The organism is Rubrivivax rivuli (assembly GCF_004016505.1).
In the GTDB taxonomy this organism is placed as follows: domain Bacteria; phylum Pseudomonadota; class Gammaproteobacteria; order Burkholderiales; family Burkholderiaceae_C; genus Rubrivivax; species Rubrivivax rivuli.
Window position 1 is genome coordinate 501878 of the sequence record NZ_SACR01000002.1, and the last position, 22885, is coordinate 524762.

Genomic DNA, 22885 nt, shown 5'->3' on the forward strand with positions numbered 1-22885 from the left:
CAAGGAGACCTATGAACGGCCAGATGATGCAGCAGCCGCTGCTGATCTCTTCCCTGCTCGTGCACGCCGAACGCCACCACGGCGAGCAGGAAGTCGTGACGCGTCGCGTCGAGGGCGACATCCACCGCGAGACCTACCGCGAGCTGGCCGCCCGCGCCCGCCGCATGGCCAAGGCCCTGGCCGCACTGGGCGTGCGCCACAGCGACCGCGTGGCCACGCTGGCCTGGAACACCTACCGCCACATGGAGCTGTACTACGCCGTCAGCGGCAGCGGCGCCGTGCTGCACACGCTGAACCCGCGCCTGCACCCCGACCAGGTGGTCTACATCGCCGACCACGCCGAAGACCAGGTGCTGTTCTTCGACCTCACCTTCCTGCCGCTGGTGCAGGCCGTGGCCGCGCGCTGCAAGACCGTCAAGCACTGGGTGTTGATGAGCGACCGCGCGCACATGCCCACCGGCGACGCGGCGGCCAAGATCCCCGGGCTGCTGTGCTTCGAGGAGCTGATCGAAGGCCAGGACGACCGCTACACCTGGCCCAGCTTCGACGAGAACCACGCCAGCTCGCTGTGCTACACCAGCGGCACCACCGGCAACCCCAAGGGCGTGCTCTACAGCCACCGCAGCACGGTGCTGCACACCTTCGCCATCAGCATGCCCGACGCGCTCAGCGTCAGCGCCAACGACAGCATCCTGCCCGTGGTGCCGATGTTCCACGTCAACGCCTGGGGCCTGCCCTATGCGGCGTGCATGAACGGCGCCAAGCTCGTCTTCCCTGGCGCGGGGCTGGACGGCAAGAACCTCTACGAGCTGTTCGAGACCGAGAAGGTCACCGTCTCGGCCGGCGTGCCCACCGTGTGGCAGGGCCTGCTGGCCTATGTCGAGGCCAACGGCCTGAAGTTCAGCACCATGCGCCGCACCGTCATCGGCGGCTCGGCCTGCCCGCCGGCCATGCTGCGCAAGTTCGGCGACGAGTACGACGTGCGCGTGCTGCACGCCTGGGGCATGACGGAGATGAGCCCGGTCGGCACCGTGGCCGCCTTCAAGCCGCGCCACCTGGGGCTCAGCAAGGAAGAACAGTATGGCGTGATGTCCAAGCAGGGCCGCGCGGTCTACGGCGTCGACCTCAAGATCGTCGGCGAGAACGGTGAAGAGCTGCCCTGGGGCACCGAGACCTCGGGCGACGTGCTCGTCAAGGGCCCGTGGATCGTCAGCCAGTACTTCAAGGGTGAAGGAGGCGACCCGCTGGTGGACGGCTGGTTCCCCACCGGCGACGTGGCCCGCATGGACGCCGACGGCTACATGCAGATCACCGACCGCAGCAAGGACGTCATCAAGAGCGGCGGCGAGTGGATCGGCAGCATCGACCTGGAGAACATCGCCATGGCCCACCCCGCCGTGGCCATGGCCGCCTGCATCGCCGCGAAGCACCCGAAGTGGGACGAGCGCCCGCTGCTGGTGGTGATGAAGAAGCCCGGCGCGGCCGTCACGCGCGAGGAGATCATCGGGTTCTTCGAAGGCAAGATCGCCAAGTGGTGGACGCCCGACGACGTGGTGTTTGTCGACGCCATCCCGCTGGGCGCCACCGGCAAGATGCAGAAGAACAAGCTGCGCGAGCTGTTCAAGGACCACGTGCTGCCCACGGCCTGAGGCCGCCAGCACCCAGGCCGCCGCAGCGGCGTAGCATCGGCCGCCTCTGAAGCTGGAGGTCCGCCGATGCGACTCACCCTCACCCTGCTGGCCACCACCCTGGTGGCCGCAGCCGCCGCCACCGTGGCCCCGGCGGCCCTGGCTGCCCCGCCCGTGGCCGAGATCAAGAACGTTCCCACCACGCTGCACGGCACCGTGGTCCCCGACCCCTACCGCTGGATGGAAGAGGTCAAGAGCGCGCCCGCCCAGGCCTGGTTCAAGGGCCAGGGCGCGGAGGCCCGCTCGGTGCTCGACCGCATCGATGGCCGCGAGGCCATCGCCCAGCGCCTGGCCGAGCTGGCCGATGCGCAGGGCGACGCCGTGCGCAGCGTGATGCGCCTGCCTGGCGAGCGCTATTACTACCTCAAGCGCAAGGTCGGCGAGAAGCAGTTCAAGCTGGTGATGCGCCAGGGCCTGCAGGGCGCCGAGAAACTGCTGGTCGACCCCGAAGAGGCCACGCGCCGCGACGGCGTGCCGCACGCCATCAACTACTTCAAGCCGTCGTGGGATGGCCGGCACCTGGCCTACGGCATGTCGGCCGGCGGCTCGGAAGACGCCTCCCTCTACGTGCTGAACATCGCCAGCGGCAAGACCGTGGGCCGGCCCGTGCCGCGCGTGTACGACGCCGGCGTGCACTGGCTGCCCGACAGCCGCGCCCTCACCTACACGCAGACGCGCCTGATGAAGCCCGGCCAGCCCGTGGTGGAAACCTACATGGACGCGCAGGTGATGCTGCAGCGCCTGGGCGGCGCGCCGAAACCCGTGTTCGGCCCGACGGTGACGCGCCAGCTCGGCCTGGTGCGCCTGGACGTGGGCCAGATCTACACCGTGCCCGACAGCCCCTGGGTGGTGGCGCGCACCACCGACACCACCGTGCCCGAGGGCAAGCTCTTCGCCGGCCGCCTGGCCGACCTGGGCACGCCGAAGATGCGCTGGCAGCCCCTGGGCAACGAAGCCGACAAGGTGATGGAGGTGGCGCTGCAGGGCGACCATCTCTACGTGATGCTGCAGGCCGGCGCACCGCGCCGCCAGGTGGTGCGCGTGGACCTGCGCCAGCCCGTGCCGCTGCAACAGGCGCCCGTGGTGGCCGCGCAGCCGAAAGAAGGCGCGCTGGAAGGCTTCGAGCTCACGCCCACGGCCGTGATCGCGCAGTGGCGCCGCGGCACCTCGGTGCTGCTGCGCCGCTACGCGAAGGGCGACGTGAACGGCGTGGAACTGCCGCTGCCCGGCCCGGGCACGGCCTGGACGGCTGCCGCCCCGGCGCAGGACAGCGAAACCCTGCTGTACGCCCACAGCAGCTGGACCGAGCCGCTGCGCTGGCAGCGCCTGGATTCGAGCGACAGGAACGCCCGCAACACCGAGGTCAGCTTCGGCCAGCGCAGCGCGCCAGTGAACCTGCCCGATGTGGTGGTGACCGAGGTGCAGGTGCCCAGCCACGACGGCGTGCTGGTGCCCATGACCATCCTGCACAGGAAGGGTTTGCCGCTGGACGGCCGCAACCCCGTGCTGCTGGACGGCTACGCGAGCTACGGCTTCTCCATCTCGGCCGGCTTCAGCAGCGACAACATGGTGTGGATCGAGCGCGGCGGCGTCATCGCCAAGATCAACCCGCGCGGCAGCGGCGTGCATGGCGACGAATGGCACCGCGCCGGCTTCAAGACCACCAAGCCCAACACCTGGAAGGACGGCATCGCCGGCGCCAAGTACCTCATCGCCAAGGGCTACGGCTCGCCCAAGACCATGGGCATCATGGGCACCAGCGCGGGCGGCATCTTCGTGGGCCGCGCGGTGACCGAGGCGCCTGAACTGTTCGCGGCGGCCATCTTCAACGTGGGCATGATGGACACCATCCGCTCGGAAGACAGCGCCAACGGCGTCACCAACATCAGCGAGTTCGGCACCGTGAAGGACCCGGCCGAGTTCAAGGCGCTGATGGCGATGAGCACCTACCACGCCGTGAAGGACGGCCAGGCCTACCCCGGCGTGATGCTGGTGCACGGCATGAACGACCCGCGCGTGGACGTGTGGCAAAGCGGCAAGACCGCCGCGCGCCTGCAGGCTGCGCAGGCCGGCCTGCCGAACGCCGGCACCACGCTGCTGCGCCTGGACATGCAGGCCGGCCACGGCATGGGCAGCACGCACACGCAGCGCCAGGCCCTGGCGGCCGACATGCAGAGCTTCCTGCTCTGGCAGATGGGGAAACTGGGGTTGAGAGACTGAAGTCAGGCGGCCTCAGCCGCTGATCTGCGCCAATGCGCGCTGCAGCCCGGCGGCGCTGGGCGTCTCGACAAAGACGCAGCGTTTGCCGGTGCGCTTGCAGTGGTCCTTCACGCGCCAGTAGGCGTTGTGGCTCACGCAGCCGGCCTGGCAGATGACGAGGTCGGCAGCGGCCAGCGTGGCGTCGAGGGCGCCGAGCTTGTCTTCTTCGCCACCGTCGTGGTGCAGGAAGCGGCCGCCGCTGGCTTCTATCAGCCGGCGGTAGACCGGCACGATGGCGGTGCGGCCCCCCACGCAGAGCACGTTGCGCTGGTCCAGCGCAGGGGCCGCGCTGGCGGGCTGCGGCAGCACGGGCAGCGGTTCCGGCAAGGCGGTGGCTGCCGCCCGTGGGGATGTGGCCGCTGTCTGCGGGGCGGCACCTGCGCCGGCCAGCGCGACGGCCAGCGCCCGCTCCAGTGCCGAGATGCGCGCCGCCTGGCGATCGAGCCGCTGCGCATCCGCCGACGCCGGCCCGGGGCGTTCGGCCAGCCGCGCTTCCATCGCCGCCAGCCGGCCGCGCAAGGCGGCCCCTTCGCTCAGCCATGCCGCACGCTCGCGCGCGTGCTCGGCGGCCCCTTGTGCGCAGCGCTGCTGCGCCGCGGCCAGCGCGCGCCCGAGCACGGCGTTTTCGTCGATCAGCGCCTCGAAACGCGCCAGCTCCACGCGCGCCGCCTGCCCAGCCTGGAACTGCAGCATCTGCACCTCGCCCAGCACGCGCTGCTGCAGGGCTTCGGTGCAGTGCGGATGGGTGAGCACGGCCCAGAGCGCCCCGGGCAGTTCACCGCGGGCCGCCCGGTCCTGCCACCACGCGGCCAGGGCCTCGGTGCAGCCGGCCTCGTGGGCCTGGCCCTGGGTGGCCGCGTGCTGGCGCTCCAGGGCTTCCTGCAGCGCCTCGGCCATCGGCCCCCGGCGCCTGCACTCGGCCACCAGGCCGGCGTGCAGTTCGTGGCCCTGCGCCTGCGGCTCGGCGCGCAGCACGCGCCGGGCCACGCGGCGCAGCGCCTCGTGGGGCAGGCCGATGCCCAGCACCATGTCCAGCGCCCGCGGCGGCAGGTCCCACAGGCGGCGCCGGCCGGCGCTGGGCTTGGCCTCGGTGGCCGTGACCGTGGCAGTGGCCCGGCATCGCTGCACCCGCGCCACGGCGCGGGTCAGGTGCCGGGGTTCGATGCGGATCTTCATGCCCAAACTGTAATGCGAATGGTTCGCATTAGCAAGCAGAGCGGCGCCGGGCAGGTGCCCGCGCCGGCCGCCCTCAGCGCGCCCAGGCCTCGTCGCTGAACTGGCCTTGCAGCCAATCGACGAAGCCACTCACCTTGGTCGGCACGAGGCGCGGCGAAGGGAAGACCGCGTGCATCTCCTGCGCCGGCAGCACCCAGCCGGGCAGCAGCGCCTGCACCTGGCCGGTCTGCAGGCTTTCGCGCGCCACGTAGCGCGGCAGCACCGCCAGGCCCATGCCGGCGCGCGCGGCGGCCAGCAGCGCGCTGAGGTTGTTGCTGCGCAGCGGGCCGCGCACGCGCACGGCCTGGGGCTCGCCGGCCGGGCCGGTGAAGTGCCAGAGGTCGTCGCCCTGCACCGTGCTGTAGACGAGCGCGGCGTGCTGCGCCAGTTCGGCCGGCTGGGCGGGCGTGCCGCGCTCGCGCAGGTAGGCCGGCGCGGCCACCAGCACCCAGTGGTTCAGGCCCAGGTAGCGCGCGCCCAGCGTGCTGTCGGCCAGGCGGCCCATGCGCACGGCCAGGTCGATGCCCTGCTCCACCAGGTTGACGTAGCGGTCTTCGAAGCTGAGGTCGATCTGCAGGTCGGGGTGCTGCTGCATGAAGCGCAGCACCATGGGTGTGAGCACGCGGCGGCCGAAGGCCACGCTGGTGCTGATGCGCAGCGTGCCGCGCACGCGCTGCTGCATCAGCGCGGCCAGGTTGTCGGCGTCTTCGAGCTGGCGCGCGATGCTCTTGCACTGGTCGTAGTAGGCCGCGCCCACCTCGGTGGGCGTGACACCGCGCGTGCTGCGGTGGAAGAGCCGCGCGCCCAGGCGCGCCTCCAGCGCCGCCACGTGCTTGGTGGCCGTGGGCTGGGTGATGCCGAGGTCGGCGCTGGCCTTGCTGAAGCTGCCCGTTTCCACCACGCGGATGAACAGGCGCAGGCCGGTGACGGTGTCCATGCGGGCCACTCTAGACCCGCCCCTTGAAAAAAACATCGGGGGCAGACACAGGGCCTGTCGATTGGCGGCCGGGCCGTGCATCAACATCACAGGGCTGGCGGTGTGCGCCGGCCCGTCCACCCCGACCAAGGAAGACCCATGGACTACATGCTGCTGTTCTACGAAACCCCCGCCGAGCAGGCGCGCGCCGACGACCCGGCCCAGGCCGAGGCCTACTGGGGCGCCTGGGGCGCCTACGTGGCCGCGCTGCAAGGCAGCGGCCTGGTGCGCGGTGGCAACGGCCTGCAGCCGCCCCGCACCGCCACCACCGTGCGCGTGGTGGGCGGACAGCGCGTGGTGCAGGACGGCCCCTTCGCCGACGTGCGCGAGCACCTGGGCGGCTACTTCCTCATCGAGACCGACAGCCTCGACACCGCGCTGGCCTGGGCCGCGCGCGCGCCCTGCGCCTGCGCCGGCAGCGTGGAGGTGCGCCCGGTGATGCACATGCCCGACGACGGCGCGCCGGGCTGAATCGGCCTTGAACACCGCCACGCTCAAGGCCCAAGCGACGGCCCAGGCCGTGGCCCGCCAGAGCTACGGCCGCCTGGTGGCCTGGCTGGCCTGGCAGTGGCGCGACCTGGCCGCGGCCGAAGACGCGCTCGGCCAGGCCCTGGTGGCGGCCCTGACGCACTGGCCCGAACGCGGCATCCCGGCGCAGCCCGAGGCCTGGTTGCTGAAGACCGCGCAGCGCGAACTGCTGCAGCAGCACCGCCGCCAGCGCCTGGCGCAATCACCCGAAGTGCAGGCGCTGCTGGAGGCTGAACCCACCGCGCCTGAAGCGCCCGCCCTGCCCGACCGCCGCCTGGAACTGCTGCTGGTCTGTGCCCACCCGGCGCTGGCCCCGTCGGTGCACGCGCCGCTGATGCTGCAGGCCGTGCTGGGCCTGGAGGCGCGCAGCATCGCGCGCGCCCTGATGCTGCCGCCGGCCACGCTGGCGCAACGCCTGGTGCGCGCGAAAGCCAAGATCCGCGATGCCGGCATCGGCTTCCAGATCCCCGGCCCCGAGGAACTGCCGGCCCGCCTGGGCGCGGTGCTGGAAGGCATCTATGGCGCCTACACCATCGGCAGCGATTTCGCCTCGCCCGCGCCCGAGGCCGAACCCGGCCTGCGCGACGAAGCGCTCTACCTGGCGCGCCTGGTGGCCGCGCTGCAGCCGGCCTCGGCCGAGGCCGCCGGCCTGCACGCCCTGCTGGCGCATGCCGAGGCGCGCCGGCCGGCGCTGTTCACGCACGGCGGCGACTTCGTGCCCCTGGCGCAGCAAGACCCCGCGCTGTGGCACGCGGGCCTGCTGGACGAAGCCGAGACCGCCTTGCGCCGCGCCGCCGCGCTGCGCCAGCCCGGGCCGCTGCAGATCGAAGCGGCCATCCAGTCGGCCCACGCCGAACGCCGGCGCGGCCGGGCCACGCCCTGGCCGCAGATCGCGCAGCTCTACGGCGCGCTGGTCACGCTGACAGGCAGCCTGGGCGCCCACATCGGCCACGCGGTGGCGCTGGGCGAAGCAGGCCAAGGCGCCGAGGGCCTGACACTGCTGGCGGCGCTGCCGGCCGAACGTGTGCGTGATCACCAGCCCTACTGGGTGGCGCTGGCCCACCTGCAGCGGCAGGCCGGGCAAAACGCCGAGGCCGCCTTGCAGCGCGCGCTGGGCCTGACGGCAGACGAACGCGTGCGGCAGTTCCTGCGGCGCTCGGCAGCGCCGCCGGGCACGGCGCCGAGTTAGTCGCCGCCGCGCCAGCGCGCCACGTCGAAGGCGTTGAGCGTGGTGGCCTGCGGGTTCTCGCGCCGGCGCAGCCAGGTGGCCAGGTCGGCGATGTCGGCATCGCTGAGCACATGCGCAAAAGGCGGCATGCCGAAGGGCCGCGGGTGCGCCGCCGTGGCCGGGCCGAAGCCGCCCAGCGCGATGGCGCGCACGAGGTTGGCCGGCGGGTCCATGGTGACCACGCGGTTGCCGGCCAGCGGCGGCACCACGCGTTCGCCGCTGGGCAGCACACCGCCTTCACCGGTGGCGCCGTGGCAATCGGCGCAGTGCTCGGCATAGAGCTTCTCGCCACGCGCCAAACGCTCGAGCGCGGGCGGGTCGACATGGCGCGGTGCGGGCTCGGCCACCATGGTCAGCGTTTTCAGGTAGACGGCCATCGCGCGCAGGTCGGCCGCGGGCAGGTGCTGCGTGCTCTGTGCCACCACCTCGGCCATCGGGCCCAGGGCCTGGCCGCGTGGCGCGCGGCCGTCGCGCAGCAGCGCCACGATGTCTTCCACCGGCCAATCGGCCACGCTGGCCTGGCTGGTGCGGTTCAGCGCCGGCGCGTACCAGTTGCGCGTGGGCAGCAGCCCGCCGCCGAAGCCGGCATCGGCGGTGGCGCCCAGAACGTTGCGGCCGCCGTGGCACGCCACGCAATGCGCCGGGCCGTTGACGAGATAGGCACCGCGGTTCCACTCGGCGCTTTGCGCCGGGTGGTCTTGCCAGGGGCCGGGGCGGAAGAACAGCACCCGCCAGGCGGCCAGCGCCAGCTGCGTGTTGTAGGGCCAGCGCAGCTCGTGCGGGCGCGCGGGCTGCTGCACGGCCGGCAGCGTGCGCAGCCAGGCGTAGAGCGCGTCGCTGTCGGCGCGCGGCATCAGGGTGGTCTCGGTGTAGGGGAAGGCCGGCACGAGGCGGCGGCCGTCGGCGCTGCGGCCATGCTGCAGGGCGCGCCAGAAGTCGTCGACGCTCCAGCGGCCCAGGCCGGTGCGGGCATCGGGCGTCAGGTTGCCAGCGTAGACGGCGCCGAAGGGCGTGCGCAAGGCCGGGCCGCCCGCGTAGGGCGCGCCGCCGGGCGTGCTGTGGCAACCGGCGCAGTTGCCCGCCAGCGCCAGCACGCGGCCGCGTTCGATGAGCGCGGGGTCGTTCAGCGCCAGCGGCGCGGGGCTGGCTGGCAGCGCGGGTGCGGCATCCAGCGCCAGCACGGCCGCTGCCGCGGCCAGGCCCAGCAGCGGCAGCGCCACGGCGGCGCCCAGCCCCAGCTTCAGCGAGCGCTTCATGGCGCCACCGCGCTGCCGCACTTCATTGGCAGGGCCTCACCCGCCGCTGGCGCAGCAGCCACCCGCGCGCCGGCCGGCACGGGCTGGCTGGCCAGCCAGGCGGTGACGGCGCCCAGGTCTTCGGGCGAAAGCTGCCGGGCGATGCTGGCCATGCAGTCGGGCTCGTGGGCGCGGCGCTGGCCATTGCGCCAGGCGCCGAGCTGGCCGATGAGGTAGTCACGCGGCAAACCCAGCAGCCCTGGCGTGGCCGGCAGGCGGCCGGTGAGCGTGGGGCCGTGGCAGCTGCTGCAGGCCGGCAGCTGGCGCGCGGCATCACCTTGCAACGCAAGCTGCCGGCCGCGCGGGAGTGTGGCCGCATCGGCCTGCGCGGGCGGCGGCGCGGCGTAGGGCAGCTCCAGCGCGGCGTAGTGCGCGGCGATCTCACGCAAGTAGGCATCAGGCAAGGGCGCCACCAGGCTGACCATCGGCCCGTAGGCGCGCCGGCCTTCGCGGAAGTTCAGCAGCTGGTTGTAGACATAGCCCGCCGGTTTGCCCGCGATGCGCGGGTGGTAGCCATCGGGTGCGGCGCGGCCCTGCGCGCCGTGGCAGGTGCTGCACGCCGCCAGCCGTGCGGCGAGCGTGTCTTCAATCTTTGCCGGGGCGGCCATCAAGGAGGCGGGCAGCAAGGCCCCCACCGCGCATGCGGCCCCGAGCAGGGCCTTCCAGAGAGCACTTTTCACCGCGCCATTCCACCACGGAATAGCTCATATCCGCTGGCTGCGCTTCTCGCGCCCGGCACGGCGCCCCAGCATCCGCCCACCTCAAAAGGAGACACGACGATGGCAAAGATGAAGGCCGCGATGGCCGCCGTGCTGGTGATGGAGAAAGAAGGCGTCACGCAGGCCTTCGGCGTGCCCGGTGCCGCGATCAACCCGCTGTACGCCGCGCTGCGCGAGCGGCAAGGCATCGCCCACATCCTGGCCCGGCACGTGGAAGCCGCCAGCCACATGGCCGAGGGCTACACGCGCGCCAAGGCCGGCAACATCGGCGTGTGCATCGGCACCAGCGGCCCGGCGGGCACCGACATGATCACCGGCCTGTACAGCGCCGGCGCAGACAGCATCCCCATCCTGTGCATCACCGGCCAGGCGCCGCGTGCGCGGCTGTACAAGGAAGACTTCCAGGCCGTCGACATCGAGAGCATCGCCAAGCCGGTGACGAAGATGGCCGTGACCGTGCGCGAGCCCGGCCAGGTGCCGCGCGCCTTTCAGCAGGCCTTCCACCTGATGCGCAGCGGCCGCCCGGGGCCGGTGCTGATCGACCTGCCCTTCGACGTGCAGATGGCCGAGATCGAGTTCGACATCGACACCTACGAGCCGCTGCCCGTCTACAAACCCGCCGCCACGCGCAAGCAAGTGGAGAAGGCGCTGGACATGTTGCAGGCCGCCGAGAAGCCGCTGCTCGTGGCCGGCGGCGGCATCATCAACGCCGACGCTTCCGCGCTGCTGGTGGAACTGGCCGAACTCACCGGCGTGCCCGTGATCCCCACGCTGATGGGCTGGGGCTGCATCCCCGACGACCACCCGCTGATGGCCGGCATGGTGGGCCTGCAGACCAGCCACCGCTACGGCAACGCCACCATGCTGGCGTCGGATTTCGTGCTGGGCATCGGCAACCGCTGGGCCAACCGCCACACCGGCAGCGTCGAGACCTACACCGCGGGCCGCAAGTTCGTGCACGTGGACATCGAGCCCACGCAGATCGGCCGCGTGTTCACGCCCGATTTCGGCATCGTCAGCGATGCGAAGCTGGCGCTGGAACTCTTCGTGGAGGTGGCGCGCGAGCGCCAGGCCGCTGGGGCCTTGAAGGACCGCAGCGACTGGGCCTTCCGCTGCCAGGAGCGCAAGCGCCTGATGCACCGCAAGACGCACTTCGAGCAGATCCCGGTGAAGCCGCAGCGCGTGTACGAGGAGATGAACCGCGCCTTCGGCCGCGACACGGTGTACGTCACCACCATCGGCCTGAGCCAGATTGCGGGCGCGCAGTTTCTGCACGTGTTCGAGCCGCGGCAGTGGATCAACTGCGGCCAGGCCGGCCCGCTGGGCTGGACGCTGCCGGCGGCCCTGGGCGTGGTGGCCAGCGACACCACCAAGACCGTGGTGGGCCTGTGCGGCGACTACGACTTCCAGTTCCTCATCGAAGAGCTGGCCGTCGGCGCGCAGTTCAAGCTGCCGCTGGTGGTGGTGCTGGTCAACAACAGCTACCTGGGCCTGATCCGCCAGAGCCAGCGCGGCTTCGACATGGACTTCTGCGTGCAGCTGGCCTACGACAACATCAACGTCGACGACGCCGCGCTCAAGGGCTACGGCATGGACCACGCCAAGGTGGTGGAAGGCATGGGCTGCAAGGCGCTGCGCGTGACCGATCCGGCCAAGATCGAAGGCGCGCTGCAGCAGGCCAAGCTGATGGCCCATGATCTGCGCGTGCCGGTGGTGGTGGAGGTGATCCTGGAGAAGGTGACCAACATCGCCATGGGCACCGAGATCGACAAGATCAACGAGTTCGAAGAGATCGACTGCCGGCATCCGCAGGGCCGTGAAGGCCTGCAGATGGCCGGCCTGCTGGAGTGACCCCGATGCCGCGTTTTGCTGCCAACCTGTCGATGCTGTTCACCGAGGTGCCGCTGCTCGAACGCTTCGAGCGCGCCGCCCGCGCCGGCTTCACGACGGTGGAGTTGCAGTTCCCTTACGAAGCCCCGGCCGAGGAACTGCGCAAGCGCCTGCAGGCCAACCGGCTGAAGATGGTGCTGCACAACCTGCCGGCGGGTGACTGGGCCGCCGGCGAGCGCGGCATCGCCTGCCACCCCGACCGCGTGGACGAGTTCCGCGCGGGCGTGGCACGCGCCATCCATTACGCGCAGGCGCTGGAGGTGCCGCAGCTCAACTGCCTGGCCGGCAAGGCACCGGCCGGCGTGTCCGAGGCCGTGTTGCGCCAGACCTTCGTCGAGAACCTGCGCTTCGCGGCCGCGGCGCTGAAGGAAGTGGGGCTGAAGCTGCTGATCGAGCCGATCAACACCTACGACATCCCCGGCTTCTGGTTGCACAGCACGGCGCAGGCGCTGGCGGTGCTGGACGAGGTGGGTGCCGACAACGCCTACCTGCAGTACGACATCTACCACGCACAGCGCTACGAGGGCGAGCTCGCGGCCACGATGGCGAAGCACCTGGGCCGCATCGCGCACATCCAGGTGGCCGACAACCCGGGCCGCAACGAGCCGGGCACGGGCGAGATCAACTTCGCCTTCCTCTTCGCGCACCTGCAACGCATCGGCTACAAGGGCTGGGTGGGTTGCGAGTACAAACCCGCCACCACCACCGAAGCCGGCTTGGGCTGGCTCGAAACCGCAAGACGCCAGTTCAAGGGCCCCCAGGCTCACTGACGTTCGCCACCCCCCGAGGGGGCTCTTGCAGCGGCCCGGCAGAGCCGGCTCCGCGCAAGGCCCTGACCAAGGTCCTGGAGACACTCGCATGAAACTCGGATTCATCGGCCTGGGCATCATGGGCACGCCCATGGCCGGCCACCTGCGTGCCGCCGGGCACGAGCTCTACATCACCACGCGCAGCAAGCTGCCGCAGGCCTTGCTGGAGGCCGGCGCCGTGGCCTGCGCCAGCGGCAAGGAGGTGGCCGAGGCGGCCGAGGTCATCTTCACCATGGTGCCCGACACGCCCGATGTCGAGGCCGTGCTCTTCGGCCCCAAAGGCGTGGCCGCCGGGCTGCGGCCCGGCAAGACCGTGGTGGACATGAGCAGCATCTCGCCCATCGCGACCAAGACCTTCGCGGAGAAGATCAGCGCGCTGGGCTGCGAGTACGTGGATGCGCCGGTCAGCGGCGGCGAAGTGGGTGCCAAGGCCGCCAGCCTCACCATCATGGTGGGCGCCACGGAAGCCGGCTTCGCCCAGGTGCTGCCGCTGCTGCAGCTGATGGGCAAGAACATCACGCACGTGGGCGGCCACGGCGACGGGCAGACCACCAAGGTGGCTAACCAGATCATCGTGGCGCTGAACATCGCAGCCGTGAGCGAGGCTTTGGTCTTCGCCAGCAAGGCCGGCGCCGACCCGGCCAAGGTGCGGCAGGCGCTGATGGGCGGCTTCGCCAGCAGCCGCATCCTGGAGGTGCACGGCGAACGCATGATCCAGCGCACCTTCAACCCCGGCTTCCGCATCGGCCTGCACCAGAAGGACCTGAACCTCGCGCTGCAGGGCGCCAAGGCCCTGGGCGTGAGCCTGCCGCAGACCGCGGGCGCCGCGCAGCTGATGCAGGCCTGCGCCGCGCAGGGCTGGGACCAGCTCGATCACAGCGCACTGGTGAAGGCGCTGGAGCTGATGGCGGCACATGCGGTGGCCGAGGCACCGCAAGGCTGAAGCCGGGCAGGCCTGCGCCGCTAGCATCGGGCGCATGCGCATCCTTCCTCGAAGGCGCCTGCGGGCGCCGTTTCTCTGGCTGGTCCTGCCGCTGTGGGCCGCAGCGCAAGGCCCAGTGACGGTGACAGCCTCCGTCGAAGACGTGCCCTTCATCACCACGCCCGACCACGTCACCGTGGCCATGCTGGAACTGGCGGGCGTGGGCGCCCGTGACCACGTCATCGACCTCGGCTCGGGTGATGGCCGCATCGTCATCACCGCCGCGAAGCGCTTCGGGGCCAGCGGGCTGGGCGTGGAGATCGTGCCCGATCTGGTGGCGCAGAGCCGCGAGAACGCGCGCCGCGCCGGCGTGGCGGCGCGCACGCGCTTCGAGGTGCAGGACCTCTTCGCCACCGACCTGGCACCGGCCAGCGTGGTGACGATGTACCTGCTGCCCGAGGTGAACCTGGCGCTGCGCCCGCGCCTGCTGGCGCTGAAGCCGGGCACACGCATCGTCTCGCACGACTGGGACCTGGGCGACTGGGCGCCCGACCGCACGCTCACCGTGGCCGTGCCCGAGAAGACCATCGGCCGCGAGAAGCTCAGCCGCCTGCACCTGTGGACGGTGCCCGCGGCCGTGCAAGGCCTGTGGTGCGGACCGGGTGGCGCCACGCTGCAGCTGCAGCAGCGTTACCAGGTCTTGAGCGCACTGCTCACGCAGGGCGGGCTGTCGCGCAGCTACAGCGGTCGCCTGCACGGCACGGCGATGGAACTGCTGGGCGAGGCCGGCGCCCGCTGGCAGGCCACGGTGGACGGCAACACCCTGCGCGGCGGCGATGCCACCGCCACCTTGCCCTGGCGGCGCGCGGGCGCGGCGGCCTGCGGCTGAACACCGCGGCGCGCCAGGGCGTTCAGCCCATCTTCACGGCGGTGCCGCTGACGGCCACCATCATCATGCCGTTGGTCTCGCCGAGCACCTCGTAGTCGAAGTCGATGCCGATCACGCCGTCGGCGCCCATCTCCTTGGCGCTTTCGATCAGGTCGGCCAGGGCCGCGTCCCGCGCACCCGAGAGCGCCCGCTCGTAGCCGCCGGCGCGGCCACCCACCACGTCGCGCACCGAAGAGAACAGGTCGCGGAAGATGTTCGCGCCGATGATCGCTTCGCCGTGCACCACCCCCAGGTAGCGCTGCACACGCGGCCCGCTGCCGTCGGCTGCCGGTGCCGGCAGCACGGTGGCGAGAAAGAAGCCGGCGTCCTGCTTCGAGAACCAACCCATGGTCTGCTCCTTGCGCGCCTGCCTGGGCAGGCGTTTCGTTGCTGTGGACGGGCCCGCCCCTTGGGGCCCTGGCCCGGCATTCTGAAGCGCAGCTCTGGGCGGCGGCCGCGTGCGCAGCACGCCGCAGCTCAAGGCTGTGTCGCGGCCGCCTTGGCGAAGCTTTCCTTCTCTTCCTCGCGGTCGTTGAAGGGGATGCCCTCGCGCATCCAAGCGGGCGCCGGCGCGCCCTTCAGGAAGTGGTCGAAGAACTGCTGCATGCGCACCGCGAAGTCCTTCTGGTCGGCACGGCGGCGCAGGTTGTGCAGCTGGTTGTTGTAGTTGAAGAGGTAGGCCTCCTTCTCCAGCCGGCGCAGCGCGAGGAAGAGCTCGATGCCCTGGTACCAGGGCACGGCGTCGTCGGCATCGTTGTGCAGGATGAGCAGCGGCGTCTTCACCTTGTCGACGTGGAAGACCGGCGAGTTCTCCAGGTACAGCGGCAGGGCCTTGTTCATCGAAGGGCCGATGCGGCTTTGCCCCTGCTCGTACTGGAACTGCCGCGGCAGGCCCGAGCCCCAGCGGATGCCCGAGTAGGCGCTCGTCATGTTGCCCACCGGCGCGCCGGCGCCGGCGGCCTTGAAGCGGTTCGTCTTCGTCACCATCCAGGCGATCTGGTAACCGCCCCAGGAGTGGCCCTGGATGCCGATGTTCTTCTCGTCGATGCCGCCCTTCTTCACCAGGGCATCGATGGCGGGCAGCACGGCATCCAGCGCGCTGCGGCCCGGCTGGCCCACGGTGTAGGCGATGTCCGGCGCCAGCACCACGTAGCCGTTGCTGGTGTACAGCGAGATGTTGACGATGTTGCTCGGCGTGGGGTTCACGAAGTTGTGCACGTTCTGCGAGACCCGCTCGTAGATGTAGACCATCACCGGGTACTTCTTCTTCGGGTCGAAGTCGGCCGGCCTGTAGACCGCCGCCTGCAGCGCCACGCCCTTGGCATTCCTGAAGTCCATCAGCTCGGCGCGGCCCCAGCGGAAGGCCTTCAGCTGCACGCCCACGTCGGTGACGGGCTGCGGGTTGGCGAAGGCCAGATCGCTCAGGCGCAGTTCGGGGAAGGCGTCGAAACGCGAGGCGGTGGTGATGGCGACATCGGCCTCACGCGCGCGGGCCACGAAGCGCCAGGCCTGGTCGCCCCAAGTCAGCTTCTGCGGCGCCGTCTTCGCATCGAAACCGGTGCGCAGGAAACCGCTGGCACGCGTGGTCTCGCTCTCGCCACGCAGCGTCAGGGGTTTGGTGGGGTCGATGCCGCGCTCGTCGTCATCCTCGTCCACCGGGTCGATGCGCTGCACCACCAGGCGCGTGCGCGTCTTGCGGCCTTCGCCCAGCGTCAGGTTGCGCGGCGCGCGGCCGTCGACGAAGACCTGCCAGACGTCGTAACGGTCATACACCAGCGCCGAGAGGCTGTCGCTCGTCCAGCCCGCGGTTCCGTAGGCGGCGGCGGGCCCGGGGGCGTCGTGCAGTTCGTTGTGCACCGGGCGCGGGATGGCCTTGCTCAGCGGCTGGAGGGCGCCGGTTTCGGTGTCGATGGCCGACCACTGGCGGTCTTGGTAGTGCAGCAGCCAGCGGCCGTCGGGCGACCACTGCTCGGCGTTGAGGCTGGCATTGAAGCCCAGGCGCTGCATCTTCAGCGCCAGCTTGCGCGCACCGCTGCGCGGGTTGACGACGTACACGTCGTGGTAAAGGCCGTCGTAGTCGACACGGCGGCGGTAGGCGCGGTCGTCCAGGCCCAGGGCGCGCTGGCCGTCGTCGCTGAGCGAGACCTGGCGCAGGCTCTCGTCGGCCAGCTGCACGTAGGTGTTGCTGGCGAGGTCGAGCACGCCGCGGAAGCTGCGGTTGCGCTCCACCACCGCACGCACCTTCTGCATGGGCTGCACGAGGTCGTCGTTCCAGCGCCAGAGGTCGGCCACGACGCGGTCTTCTTCATGCGGCTGGCTCTCGGGCGTGCGCGGCGGCTTGGGCGGCGGCGCAGCCGGCACGTAGAGCTTCCTGCCATCGCGCGAGAAGGCGATGGGGCCCTTGTCGCTGACCACCTGCCCGGCCGGGAAGCCCGGCGTGGCGGCGGTGACCTTCTCCACCGCTGCCGCGCTGCCCCGCGGCCAGTGGTAGAGCTTGAAGGCCGGCACCTTGGCGGCTTCGTCGTCGCGGTCGCTGAGGAAGGCGAGTTGCGTCTGCGCGCGGTCCCAGGTGAGCTTGCTGTAGCGGCCCTTGCCCGAGAGCAGCGCCACCGGCGCGGCGCCCGTCTGCGGCGCCAGCGCGTAGACACCGTTGTTCGCTTCGGTGCGGCTGGAAACGGTGTACACGAGCGTCTGGCCGTCGCGCGCCCAGCTCATCTCCAGCACGTCGGGGAAACGGCGCTCGGTGCCGCTGGTGAGATCGCGCACGACGAGTTCGGTGCCGTACTCCTTGCGCGGGGCGCCCGCACCAGCGGCGGCGGCGCCGGCGGCTGGTGCACGCGCGGCGGTGGGGGCTGTGGCGGCTGCGGGGGCCGAACCGGCCGCGGCCGGGCGCGCTGCAGGGGCCGGCTCGGCTTCCTTCAGGTAGGCCAGCCAGGCGCCGCCCTTGGACGGCAGTGCCAGGCTCTTCACACGCGGCACGCGCAGCGCCGGGCCTTCGGCCTTCAGGTCGACGATCAGCAGGCCGCCCTTGAGCATGTCGTCGGGCCGCGTGCGGGCCTTGCGCGCGGCCAGCGTCTCGGCCTGCGTGGGGTTCGTGCTCGCCACGAGAAAGCGGCTGTCGCTGCTGAAGACCACGCGGATGGCGCGCGGCGGCGGCGGGGCATCGGGGTTCTCGGCGTTGGGCGTGGTCACCGGCGGCGGCAACATGCCCACGCCTTCCCGCCGCTCCTTGCCGCTGCTGCGCTCGCGCAGCACCAGCTCGCCATCGCCCAGCTGCGGCTGCACCGAGTAGGCCAGCCAGGCGCCGTCGTTCGACAGCGTGGGCGTGGCGATGCTGCGCCAGGCGTCGGTGTCGGCGTAGCTCAGCGCGCGGGGGCCCGCGGGCGGGGCCGCGGGGGCCTGGGCGGCGGCGGTGAACACCGCGGCCAGCGCGGTGCTCAGCAGCAGGGCCTGCAGCGGGCGGCGTAGGGAAAGGTGCTTCATCGGCAGGGGGTCTCGATCAGGGGGCGGCCAGGCTTGCCCCGGGCCCGGGGGTGAACGAAAGCCGGGGACTCTAGCGTGCCGCGCCACAGGGCGCTTCCGCCCATCCCGGCGGGCTGCGGCCTGTCGGCTGCGCGCTGCGCTTCGTCGCCACACGCTGCCCGGGCCGAAGCGGCGCCGCTACATTGCGCCGGCCTGAGAGGAGAAGGTCTTGAGCGTCACGGAGAAGAACAAGGCAGGCGGCGTGTTGCGCCGCCGTTGGCAGCGCCACACCCGGCTGCGTTGGTTGCTGATCCTGGCCCTGGCCGCCGGCGCCTACGCCGGCTGGCGGGCGCTGAACCCGCCGCCGCCTCCGCCGCCCCCGCCCAGCGCCAAGGTGGAGAAGGCCGACATCACCCAGCTCGTGCAGGCTGCCGGCGTGCTGCAGGCCAAGACCAAGGTCGACGTGGGCGCGCAGGTCAGCGGCCAGATCCAGACGCTGCACGTGCAGCTGGGCCAGCAGGTCAAGAAGGGCGAACTGCTCGTCAGCCTCGACCCCGAACTCGCGCGCAACGACGTGGCGCGGGCCGAAGCCGCGCTGCTGCAGCAGAGGGCGCTGCTCGAATCGCGCCAGGTCGACCTGGCCACCGCACGCCGCGAGCGCGACCGCCAGCGCCGCCTGCTGGCCGGCGACGCCACCGCGGCGCTGGAAGCCGAGCGCGCCGAGAGCGATCTCGCCAAGCTCGAAGCCGAGGTGCGCGGCCAGAGCGCGGTGATGAGCCGGCTGCAGGCCGACCTGGCCCAGGCCCAGGTGCGCCTGGGCTACACACGCATCACCGCGCCCATGGACGGCACCGTGGTCAGCCTGCCGGTGCAGGTGGGGCAGACGGTGATCGCGGTGCAGATCACGCCGGTGATGCTGACGCTGGCCGACCTGGACACCATCACCGTGCGCACCAAGGTGCCCGAGGCCGACATCCAGACCGTGCAGGTGGGCCAGGTGGCGCGCTTCACCACCCTGGCCGGCGAAGGCCAGTTCTACGAAGGCAAGCTGCGCGTCATCCAGCCGGTGCCCGAGCGCGTGGGCAACGCGGTCTTCTACAACGTGCTCTTCGAGGTGGACAACCGCGCACGCAAGCTCTACTCCGACATGACGGTGCAGGTCGACGTGGAGACCGGCCGTGTGAAGGACGTGCTGGCCATGCCCATGGTGGCCCTGGGCGAGCGCGGCAAGGACGGCCGCTTCCGCGTGACCGTGCTCGACAAGGACCAGAAGCAGCAGCCGCGCTTCGTGCGCACCGGCCTGCAGGACGGCACCCGCGTGCAGGTGCTCGAGGGCCTGCAGCTGGGCGACACCGTGCTCACCGCGCCGCCCTCGGCCGAGGAAGCGGCCAAGGCCGATGCGGCCGCGTCGGCAGCCTCGGCCAGCAAGGCCGCGAAGTGAGCCGGGCCCGGAAGGACGCGTGGGCATGGCGCTGATCGAGCTGCGCGGCGTCAGCCGCCGCTACACGCTGGGCACGATCGAGGTGCGTGCGCTGGACGGCATCACGCTGGCCATCGAGGCCGGCGAGTTCGTGGCCATCATGGGCCAGTCGGGCTCGGGCAAGAGCACGCTGATGAACGTGCTGGGTTGTCTGGACAACCCCACCGAAGGACAGTTCCTCATCGACGGGCAAGACGCCGGGCAGTTCGGCCCCGACGAACTCGCCGCGCTGCGGCGCGAGCGTTTCGGCTTCATCTTCCAGCGCTACCACCTGCTGCCGCACCTGGACGCGCGCGGCAACGCCGCACTGCCGGCCGTGTACGCCGGCGTGGGCAGCGGCGCACGCGGTGCCCGCGCGCAGGCGCTGCTGGAACGGCTGGGCCTGGGCGAGCGCCTGCACCACAAGCCCAACGAGCTTTCGGGCGGGCAGCAGCAGCGTGTGTCCATCGCGCGGGCGCTGATGAACGGCGGGCAGATCATCCTGGCCGACGAGCCCACCGGCGCGCTGGACACCAACAGCGGCGCCGAGATGCTGCGCCTGCTGAAAGAGCTGAACGAGGCCGGCCACACCATCATCCTGGTGACGCACGACCCCACCGTGGCCGCGCACGCGCGCCGCGTGATCGAGCTGCGCGACGGCCGCGTCGTCAAGGACGACGGCACGCCCACCGACCACAAGACGCAGACGCTGCCGCCGGCACCCGATGCCCCGCAAGTGCACCAGGGCGGCTGGCTGCGCCGCTGGCAGGTGCAGTGGCGCGAGGCCGTGGCCACGGCCTGGCTCTCGCTGCAAGGCAACCGGCTGCGCACCTTTCTCTCGATGCTGGGCATCAGCATCGGCATCGCCTCGGTGGTGAGCATCGTGGCGCTGACGAGTGCCGCGCGCAGCACCTTCGAAGGCGAGTTCCAGAGCGTGATGAGCGGCAAGATCTGGATCTGGCGCGGCAACAACCGCCTGCCACCGGGCGCGCAGCCGCCGTCCTTCCGGTTGGCGGAGATCGACGCGCTGCGCGGCCTGCCCGGCATCGCCAGCGTGCAGGGCGAACGGCAGCTGCCCGTGCTGCTGCGCCACCGCTCCAGCGATGCCAACCTCAACGCGCGCGGCGCCGACGGCAACACGCTCTACGAGCGCAAGCTGAAGGTCGACAGCGGGCGCTTCTTCAGCGCCTACGAACTCGCGGAAGGCGCACAGGTGCTGGTGCTCGACGAGCAGTCGCGCAAGGCGCTGTTCAAGGACACCGAATCGCCCGTCGGCAAGACGGTGCTGCTCAGCGGCTCGGGCGCCGCCGGCGGCATGGGGGGCGGTGGCGAAAGCGGCGCCGGCCTACCCGGGGCCGGTGCCGCGCCGGCCACGGCGGCCCTGCCCTTCACGGTGATCGGCACCGTCAAGGCCGACACGCAGCTGGGCATCAACTTCGGCAACGGCATCGCCTTCGTGCCCGAGCGCACCTTCATCCAGCGCCTGGATTCGCGGCCCGCGGTCGACGCCTTCAGCGTGCAGATGGACTTCACGCAGCCGCCCGAAGAGGTGCTGCGCCACATCAAGCACCGGCTGGTGGCGCTACGCGGCGCCGAGAACTTCTCCAGTTGGAGCGGCGACAGCGAGTTCCGCAAGATGCAGGAGGTGACCGCCGGCTTCGCCGCGCTGTTCGCGGGCGTGGGCGCCATCGCGCTGCTGGTGGGCGGGGTGGGCGTGATGAACATCATGCTGGTCTCGGTGAGCGAGCGCACGCGCGAGATCGGCATCCGCATGGCCGTGGGCGCGCGCCAGGGCGACGTGCGGCTGCAGTTCCTCATCGAGGCCGTGGTGCTGTGCTGCCTGGGCGGCCTGGTGGGCGTGGGCTTCAGCTGGCTGGGCGCGCAGGCGCTGAATGCCGCGCAGGACAAGCTGGCGGTGACGGTGAGCTGGTCGGCGCTGGGCGTGGCCTTCGCGGTCAGCAGCGCGGTGGGCCTGATCTTCGGCACCGTGCCGGCCCGCCGCGCGGCGGCGCTGAGCCCGGTGGACGCGCTGGCGCGGGAATGAGGCCCTGGGAATGAAAACGGCGAAGAAGGACAAGACCTTGAGAGCGCGAACCCCACCCCGCGGCCTGCGGCAAGCCGGTGTCTCGGCGCTGACGGCCGCTGCCGCTGCCAGCGTGGCCTTGACGTTGGGCGGCTGCGCCTGGCGCGGCCCGGTCCTTCAGGCCGCCCCCGCCGCCCCGGCTGCGCCCGAAAGCTGGCAGGCCGAGCCGAGCAGCGGCACACCCGCCGACTGGGCCCTGCTGGCCGACCCCGAACTGCAGGCGCTGCTGCAGCGGGCCGAAGCCGCCAACCGCGATCTCATCCAGGCGGCGCTGCGCATCGAACAGGCACGCACGCAGGCTGGGTTGGGTGATCTGCGCCTCACGCCCTCGGCAGGGCTCAGCACCGGCGCCAACCGCCCGCTGGACCCGCCCGCGCCCCTGCCGGCACGCACCACGCGCAGCTATGGCGCCAGCGTGGGCGTGGGTTACGAACTCGACCTCTGGGGCCGCCTGGCCGCGCTGCGCACCGCCGACGCCGCACAACTGCGCGGCGCGCAGACCGACCTGCGCGCCGCGCGCCTGCTGCTGCGCCAGCGCGTGGCCGAGAGCTACTGGCAGCTGGCCGCCGCCCGCACGCAGGGCGCGCTGGCGCAAGAACAGTTGCAGCTCAACCGCGAACTGCTGGCCGCCACGCGCCTGCGCGTGCAGGAAGGCAAGCTGCTGCCCATCGAGGTGGACCGCGCCGCCGCCACGCTGCAGCAGGCCGAGCAGCGGCTGGCCGACCTGCAGGCCGATGTCGCGCAGCAGCGCCTGCAGCTGGCCCTGCTGCTGGACGAAACCCCGCCGGGCCCTGCGCTGCAGCAGCCGCGCCTGCCGGCAGGCGCGGCCGACGGCCTGCCCCCGCCCTGGCGCGTGGGCGAAGGGCCTGCCGCCGTGCTGGAGCGCCGCCCCGACGTGCAGCGCGCCCGCGCGCAGGTGGACGCCGCGCTGGCCCGCAGCCAGGCCGCCGAGGCGCAGCGCTACCCGGCCTTGAGCTTCAGTGCCAGCCTGGGCACCGGCGGCAGCGCCGCGCGCGACTGGCTGAGCAACCCCGTGGCCTCGCTGGCCGGCAACCTGGTGGTGCCCTTGATCGACTGGCGCCGCCTCGACCTGCAGCGCGACGCCGCCCGCACCGAGCTGGAGCTGGCCGCGCTGGCGCTGCGCGAGACGGTGGCGCGTGCGCTGGTGGAGGTGGAATCGGCCCTCATCGACGGCGAGCGCCTGCGCCAGCAACTGGCCGCCAACGCCACGCGCCTGCGCGAGACGCAAGCCGCCGAGCGCGTGGCCGCGCTGCGCCTGGAGGTGGGCGCCATCGCCAAGGCCGATTTCCTGCAGGCCAGGAACGCGCGGCTGGAAGCCGAGCAGGGCCGGCTGCAACTGCAGCTGCGCGCCTGGCTCAACCGCGGGCAGCTGGCTCGGGCGCTGGCGCTCGGCTGAGCCGCGC

Annotated in this window: 17 protein-coding genes; 11 read left to right on the forward strand and 6 right to left on the reverse strand. The window is 71.8% G+C overall.

Features of this window, described 5'->3' with window-relative positions:
• Positions 1 to 11: 11 nt before the first annotated feature.
• Both EOE66_RS06845 and EOE66_RS06850 read left to right on the forward strand, forming a co-directional pair.
• A complete protein-coding gene (locus tag EOE66_RS06845) occupies positions 12 to 1649 on the forward strand; it encodes a 3-(methylthio)propionyl-CoA ligase (protein WP_128227916.1) in 1638 nt (545 codons plus the stop codon).
• 66 nt (positions 1650 to 1715) lie between these two features.
• Positions 1716 to 3908, forward strand: coding sequence for a prolyl oligopeptidase family serine peptidase (locus EOE66_RS06850; RefSeq protein WP_128227917.1), 2193 nt, complete (start codon positions 1716 to 1718; stop codon positions 3906 to 3908).
• A gap of 12 nt (positions 3909 to 3920) precedes the next feature.
• Here EOE66_RS06850 and EOE66_RS06855 read toward each other — a convergent pair whose 3' ends face one another.
• Together EOE66_RS06855 and EOE66_RS06860 are read right to left on the reverse strand one after the other, a co-directional pair.
• Entirely contained in the window at positions 3921 to 5123 is a 1203-nt protein-coding gene (locus EOE66_RS06855) for a DUF2325 domain-containing protein (protein WP_128227918.1), read from the reverse strand.
• A 73-nt stretch (positions 5124 to 5196) separates the two neighbouring features.
• Entirely contained in the window at positions 5197 to 6099 is a 903-nt protein-coding gene (locus EOE66_RS06860) for a LysR family transcriptional regulator (protein WP_128227919.1), read from the reverse strand.
• Positions 6100 to 6237: 138 nt separating this feature from the next.
• Between EOE66_RS06860 and EOE66_RS06865 the strand changes: the two genes are divergently transcribed.
• Both EOE66_RS06865 and EOE66_RS06870 read left to right on the forward strand, forming a co-directional pair.
• On the forward strand, positions 6238 to 6609 hold the full coding sequence (locus EOE66_RS06865) for a YciI family protein (protein ID WP_128227920.1): 372 nt from the start codon (positions 6238 to 6240) through the stop codon (positions 6607 to 6609).
• A 7-nt stretch (positions 6610 to 6616) separates the two neighbouring features.
• Positions 6617 to 7855 (forward strand): RNA polymerase sigma factor, encoded by a 1239-nt coding sequence (locus EOE66_RS06870; protein WP_205702643.1) that lies wholly within the window; start codon positions 6617 to 6619, stop codon positions 7853 to 7855.
• Here the strand turns inward: EOE66_RS06870 and EOE66_RS06875 are convergent.
• Both EOE66_RS06875 and EOE66_RS06880 read right to left on the reverse strand, forming a co-directional pair.
• The gene (locus EOE66_RS06875) at positions 7852 to 9150 is read right to left on the reverse strand and encodes a cytochrome c (RefSeq protein ID WP_128227921.1); all 1299 of its coding nucleotides are present in this window, start codon (positions 9148 to 9150) and stop codon (positions 7852 to 7854) included. The genes EOE66_RS06870 and EOE66_RS06875 overlap by 4 nt on opposite strands.
• Positions 9147 to 9797 (reverse strand): c-type cytochrome, encoded by a 651-nt coding sequence (locus EOE66_RS06880; RefSeq protein ID WP_245478940.1) that lies wholly within the window; start codon positions 9795 to 9797, stop codon positions 9147 to 9149. The genes EOE66_RS06875 and EOE66_RS06880 overlap by 4 nt, the downstream gene beginning before the upstream one ends.
• A gap of 171 nt (positions 9798 to 9968) precedes the next feature.
• Between EOE66_RS06880 and gcl the strand changes: the two genes are divergently transcribed.
• The 4 genes from gcl (at position 9969) to EOE66_RS06900 (ending at position 14418) form a co-directional block, all read left to right on the forward strand.
• Positions 9969 to 11759 (forward strand): glyoxylate carboligase, encoded by a 1791-nt coding sequence (gene gcl, locus EOE66_RS06885; RefSeq protein WP_128227923.1) that lies wholly within the window; start codon positions 9969 to 9971, stop codon positions 11757 to 11759.
• Positions 11760 to 11764: 5 nt separating this feature from the next.
• Positions 11765 to 12568 (forward strand): hydroxypyruvate isomerase, encoded by an 804-nt coding sequence (gene hyi / locus EOE66_RS06890; RefSeq protein WP_128227924.1) that lies wholly within the window; start codon positions 11765 to 11767, stop codon positions 12566 to 12568.
• A gap of 88 nt (positions 12569 to 12656) precedes the next feature.
• Positions 12657 to 13550, forward strand: coding sequence for a 2-hydroxy-3-oxopropionate reductase (locus EOE66_RS06895; RefSeq protein WP_128227925.1), 894 nt, complete (start codon positions 12657 to 12659; stop codon positions 13548 to 13550).
• Positions 13551 to 13671: 121 nt separating this feature from the next.
• Complete coding sequence (locus EOE66_RS06900) at positions 13672 to 14418, forward strand: SAM-dependent methyltransferase (RefSeq protein ID WP_205702644.1); 747 nt, start codon at positions 13672 to 13674, stop codon at positions 14416 to 14418.
• A 22-nt stretch (positions 14419 to 14440) separates the two neighbouring features.
• On the opposite strand, the gene EOE66_RS06905 is transcribed toward EOE66_RS06900, so the two are convergent.
• On the reverse strand, positions 14441 to 14806 hold the full coding sequence (locus EOE66_RS06905) for a heavy metal-binding domain-containing protein (protein WP_128227927.1): 366 nt from the start codon (positions 14804 to 14806) through the stop codon (positions 14441 to 14443).
• A 128-nt stretch (positions 14807 to 14934) separates the two neighbouring features.
• Positions 14935 to 17940, reverse strand: a complete 3006-nt coding sequence (locus EOE66_RS06910) for a S9 family peptidase (protein WP_128227928.1) — start codon at positions 17938 to 17940, stop codon at positions 14935 to 14937.
• A gap of 208 nt (positions 17941 to 18148) precedes the next feature.
• Here EOE66_RS06910 and EOE66_RS06915 point away from each other — a divergent pair, with 208 nt between their 5' ends.
• From EOE66_RS06915 to EOE66_RS06925, 3 genes are read left to right on the forward strand one after another with little or no spacing between them, the layout of a single operon-like run.
• A complete protein-coding gene (locus EOE66_RS06915; protein WP_128227929.1) occupies positions 18149 to 19360 on the forward strand; it encodes an efflux RND transporter periplasmic adaptor subunit in 1212 nt (403 codons plus the stop codon).
• A gap of 25 nt (positions 19361 to 19385) precedes the next feature.
• Positions 19386 to 21422, forward strand: coding sequence for an ATP-binding cassette domain-containing protein (locus tag EOE66_RS06920; RefSeq protein WP_164885013.1), 2037 nt, complete (start codon positions 19386 to 19388; stop codon positions 21420 to 21422).
• 10 nt (positions 21423 to 21432) lie between these two features.
• A complete protein-coding gene (locus EOE66_RS06925) occupies positions 21433 to 22878 on the forward strand; it encodes a TolC family protein (protein WP_128227931.1) in 1446 nt (481 codons plus the stop codon).
• The last annotated feature ends 7 nt before the right edge of the window (positions 22879 to 22885 follow it).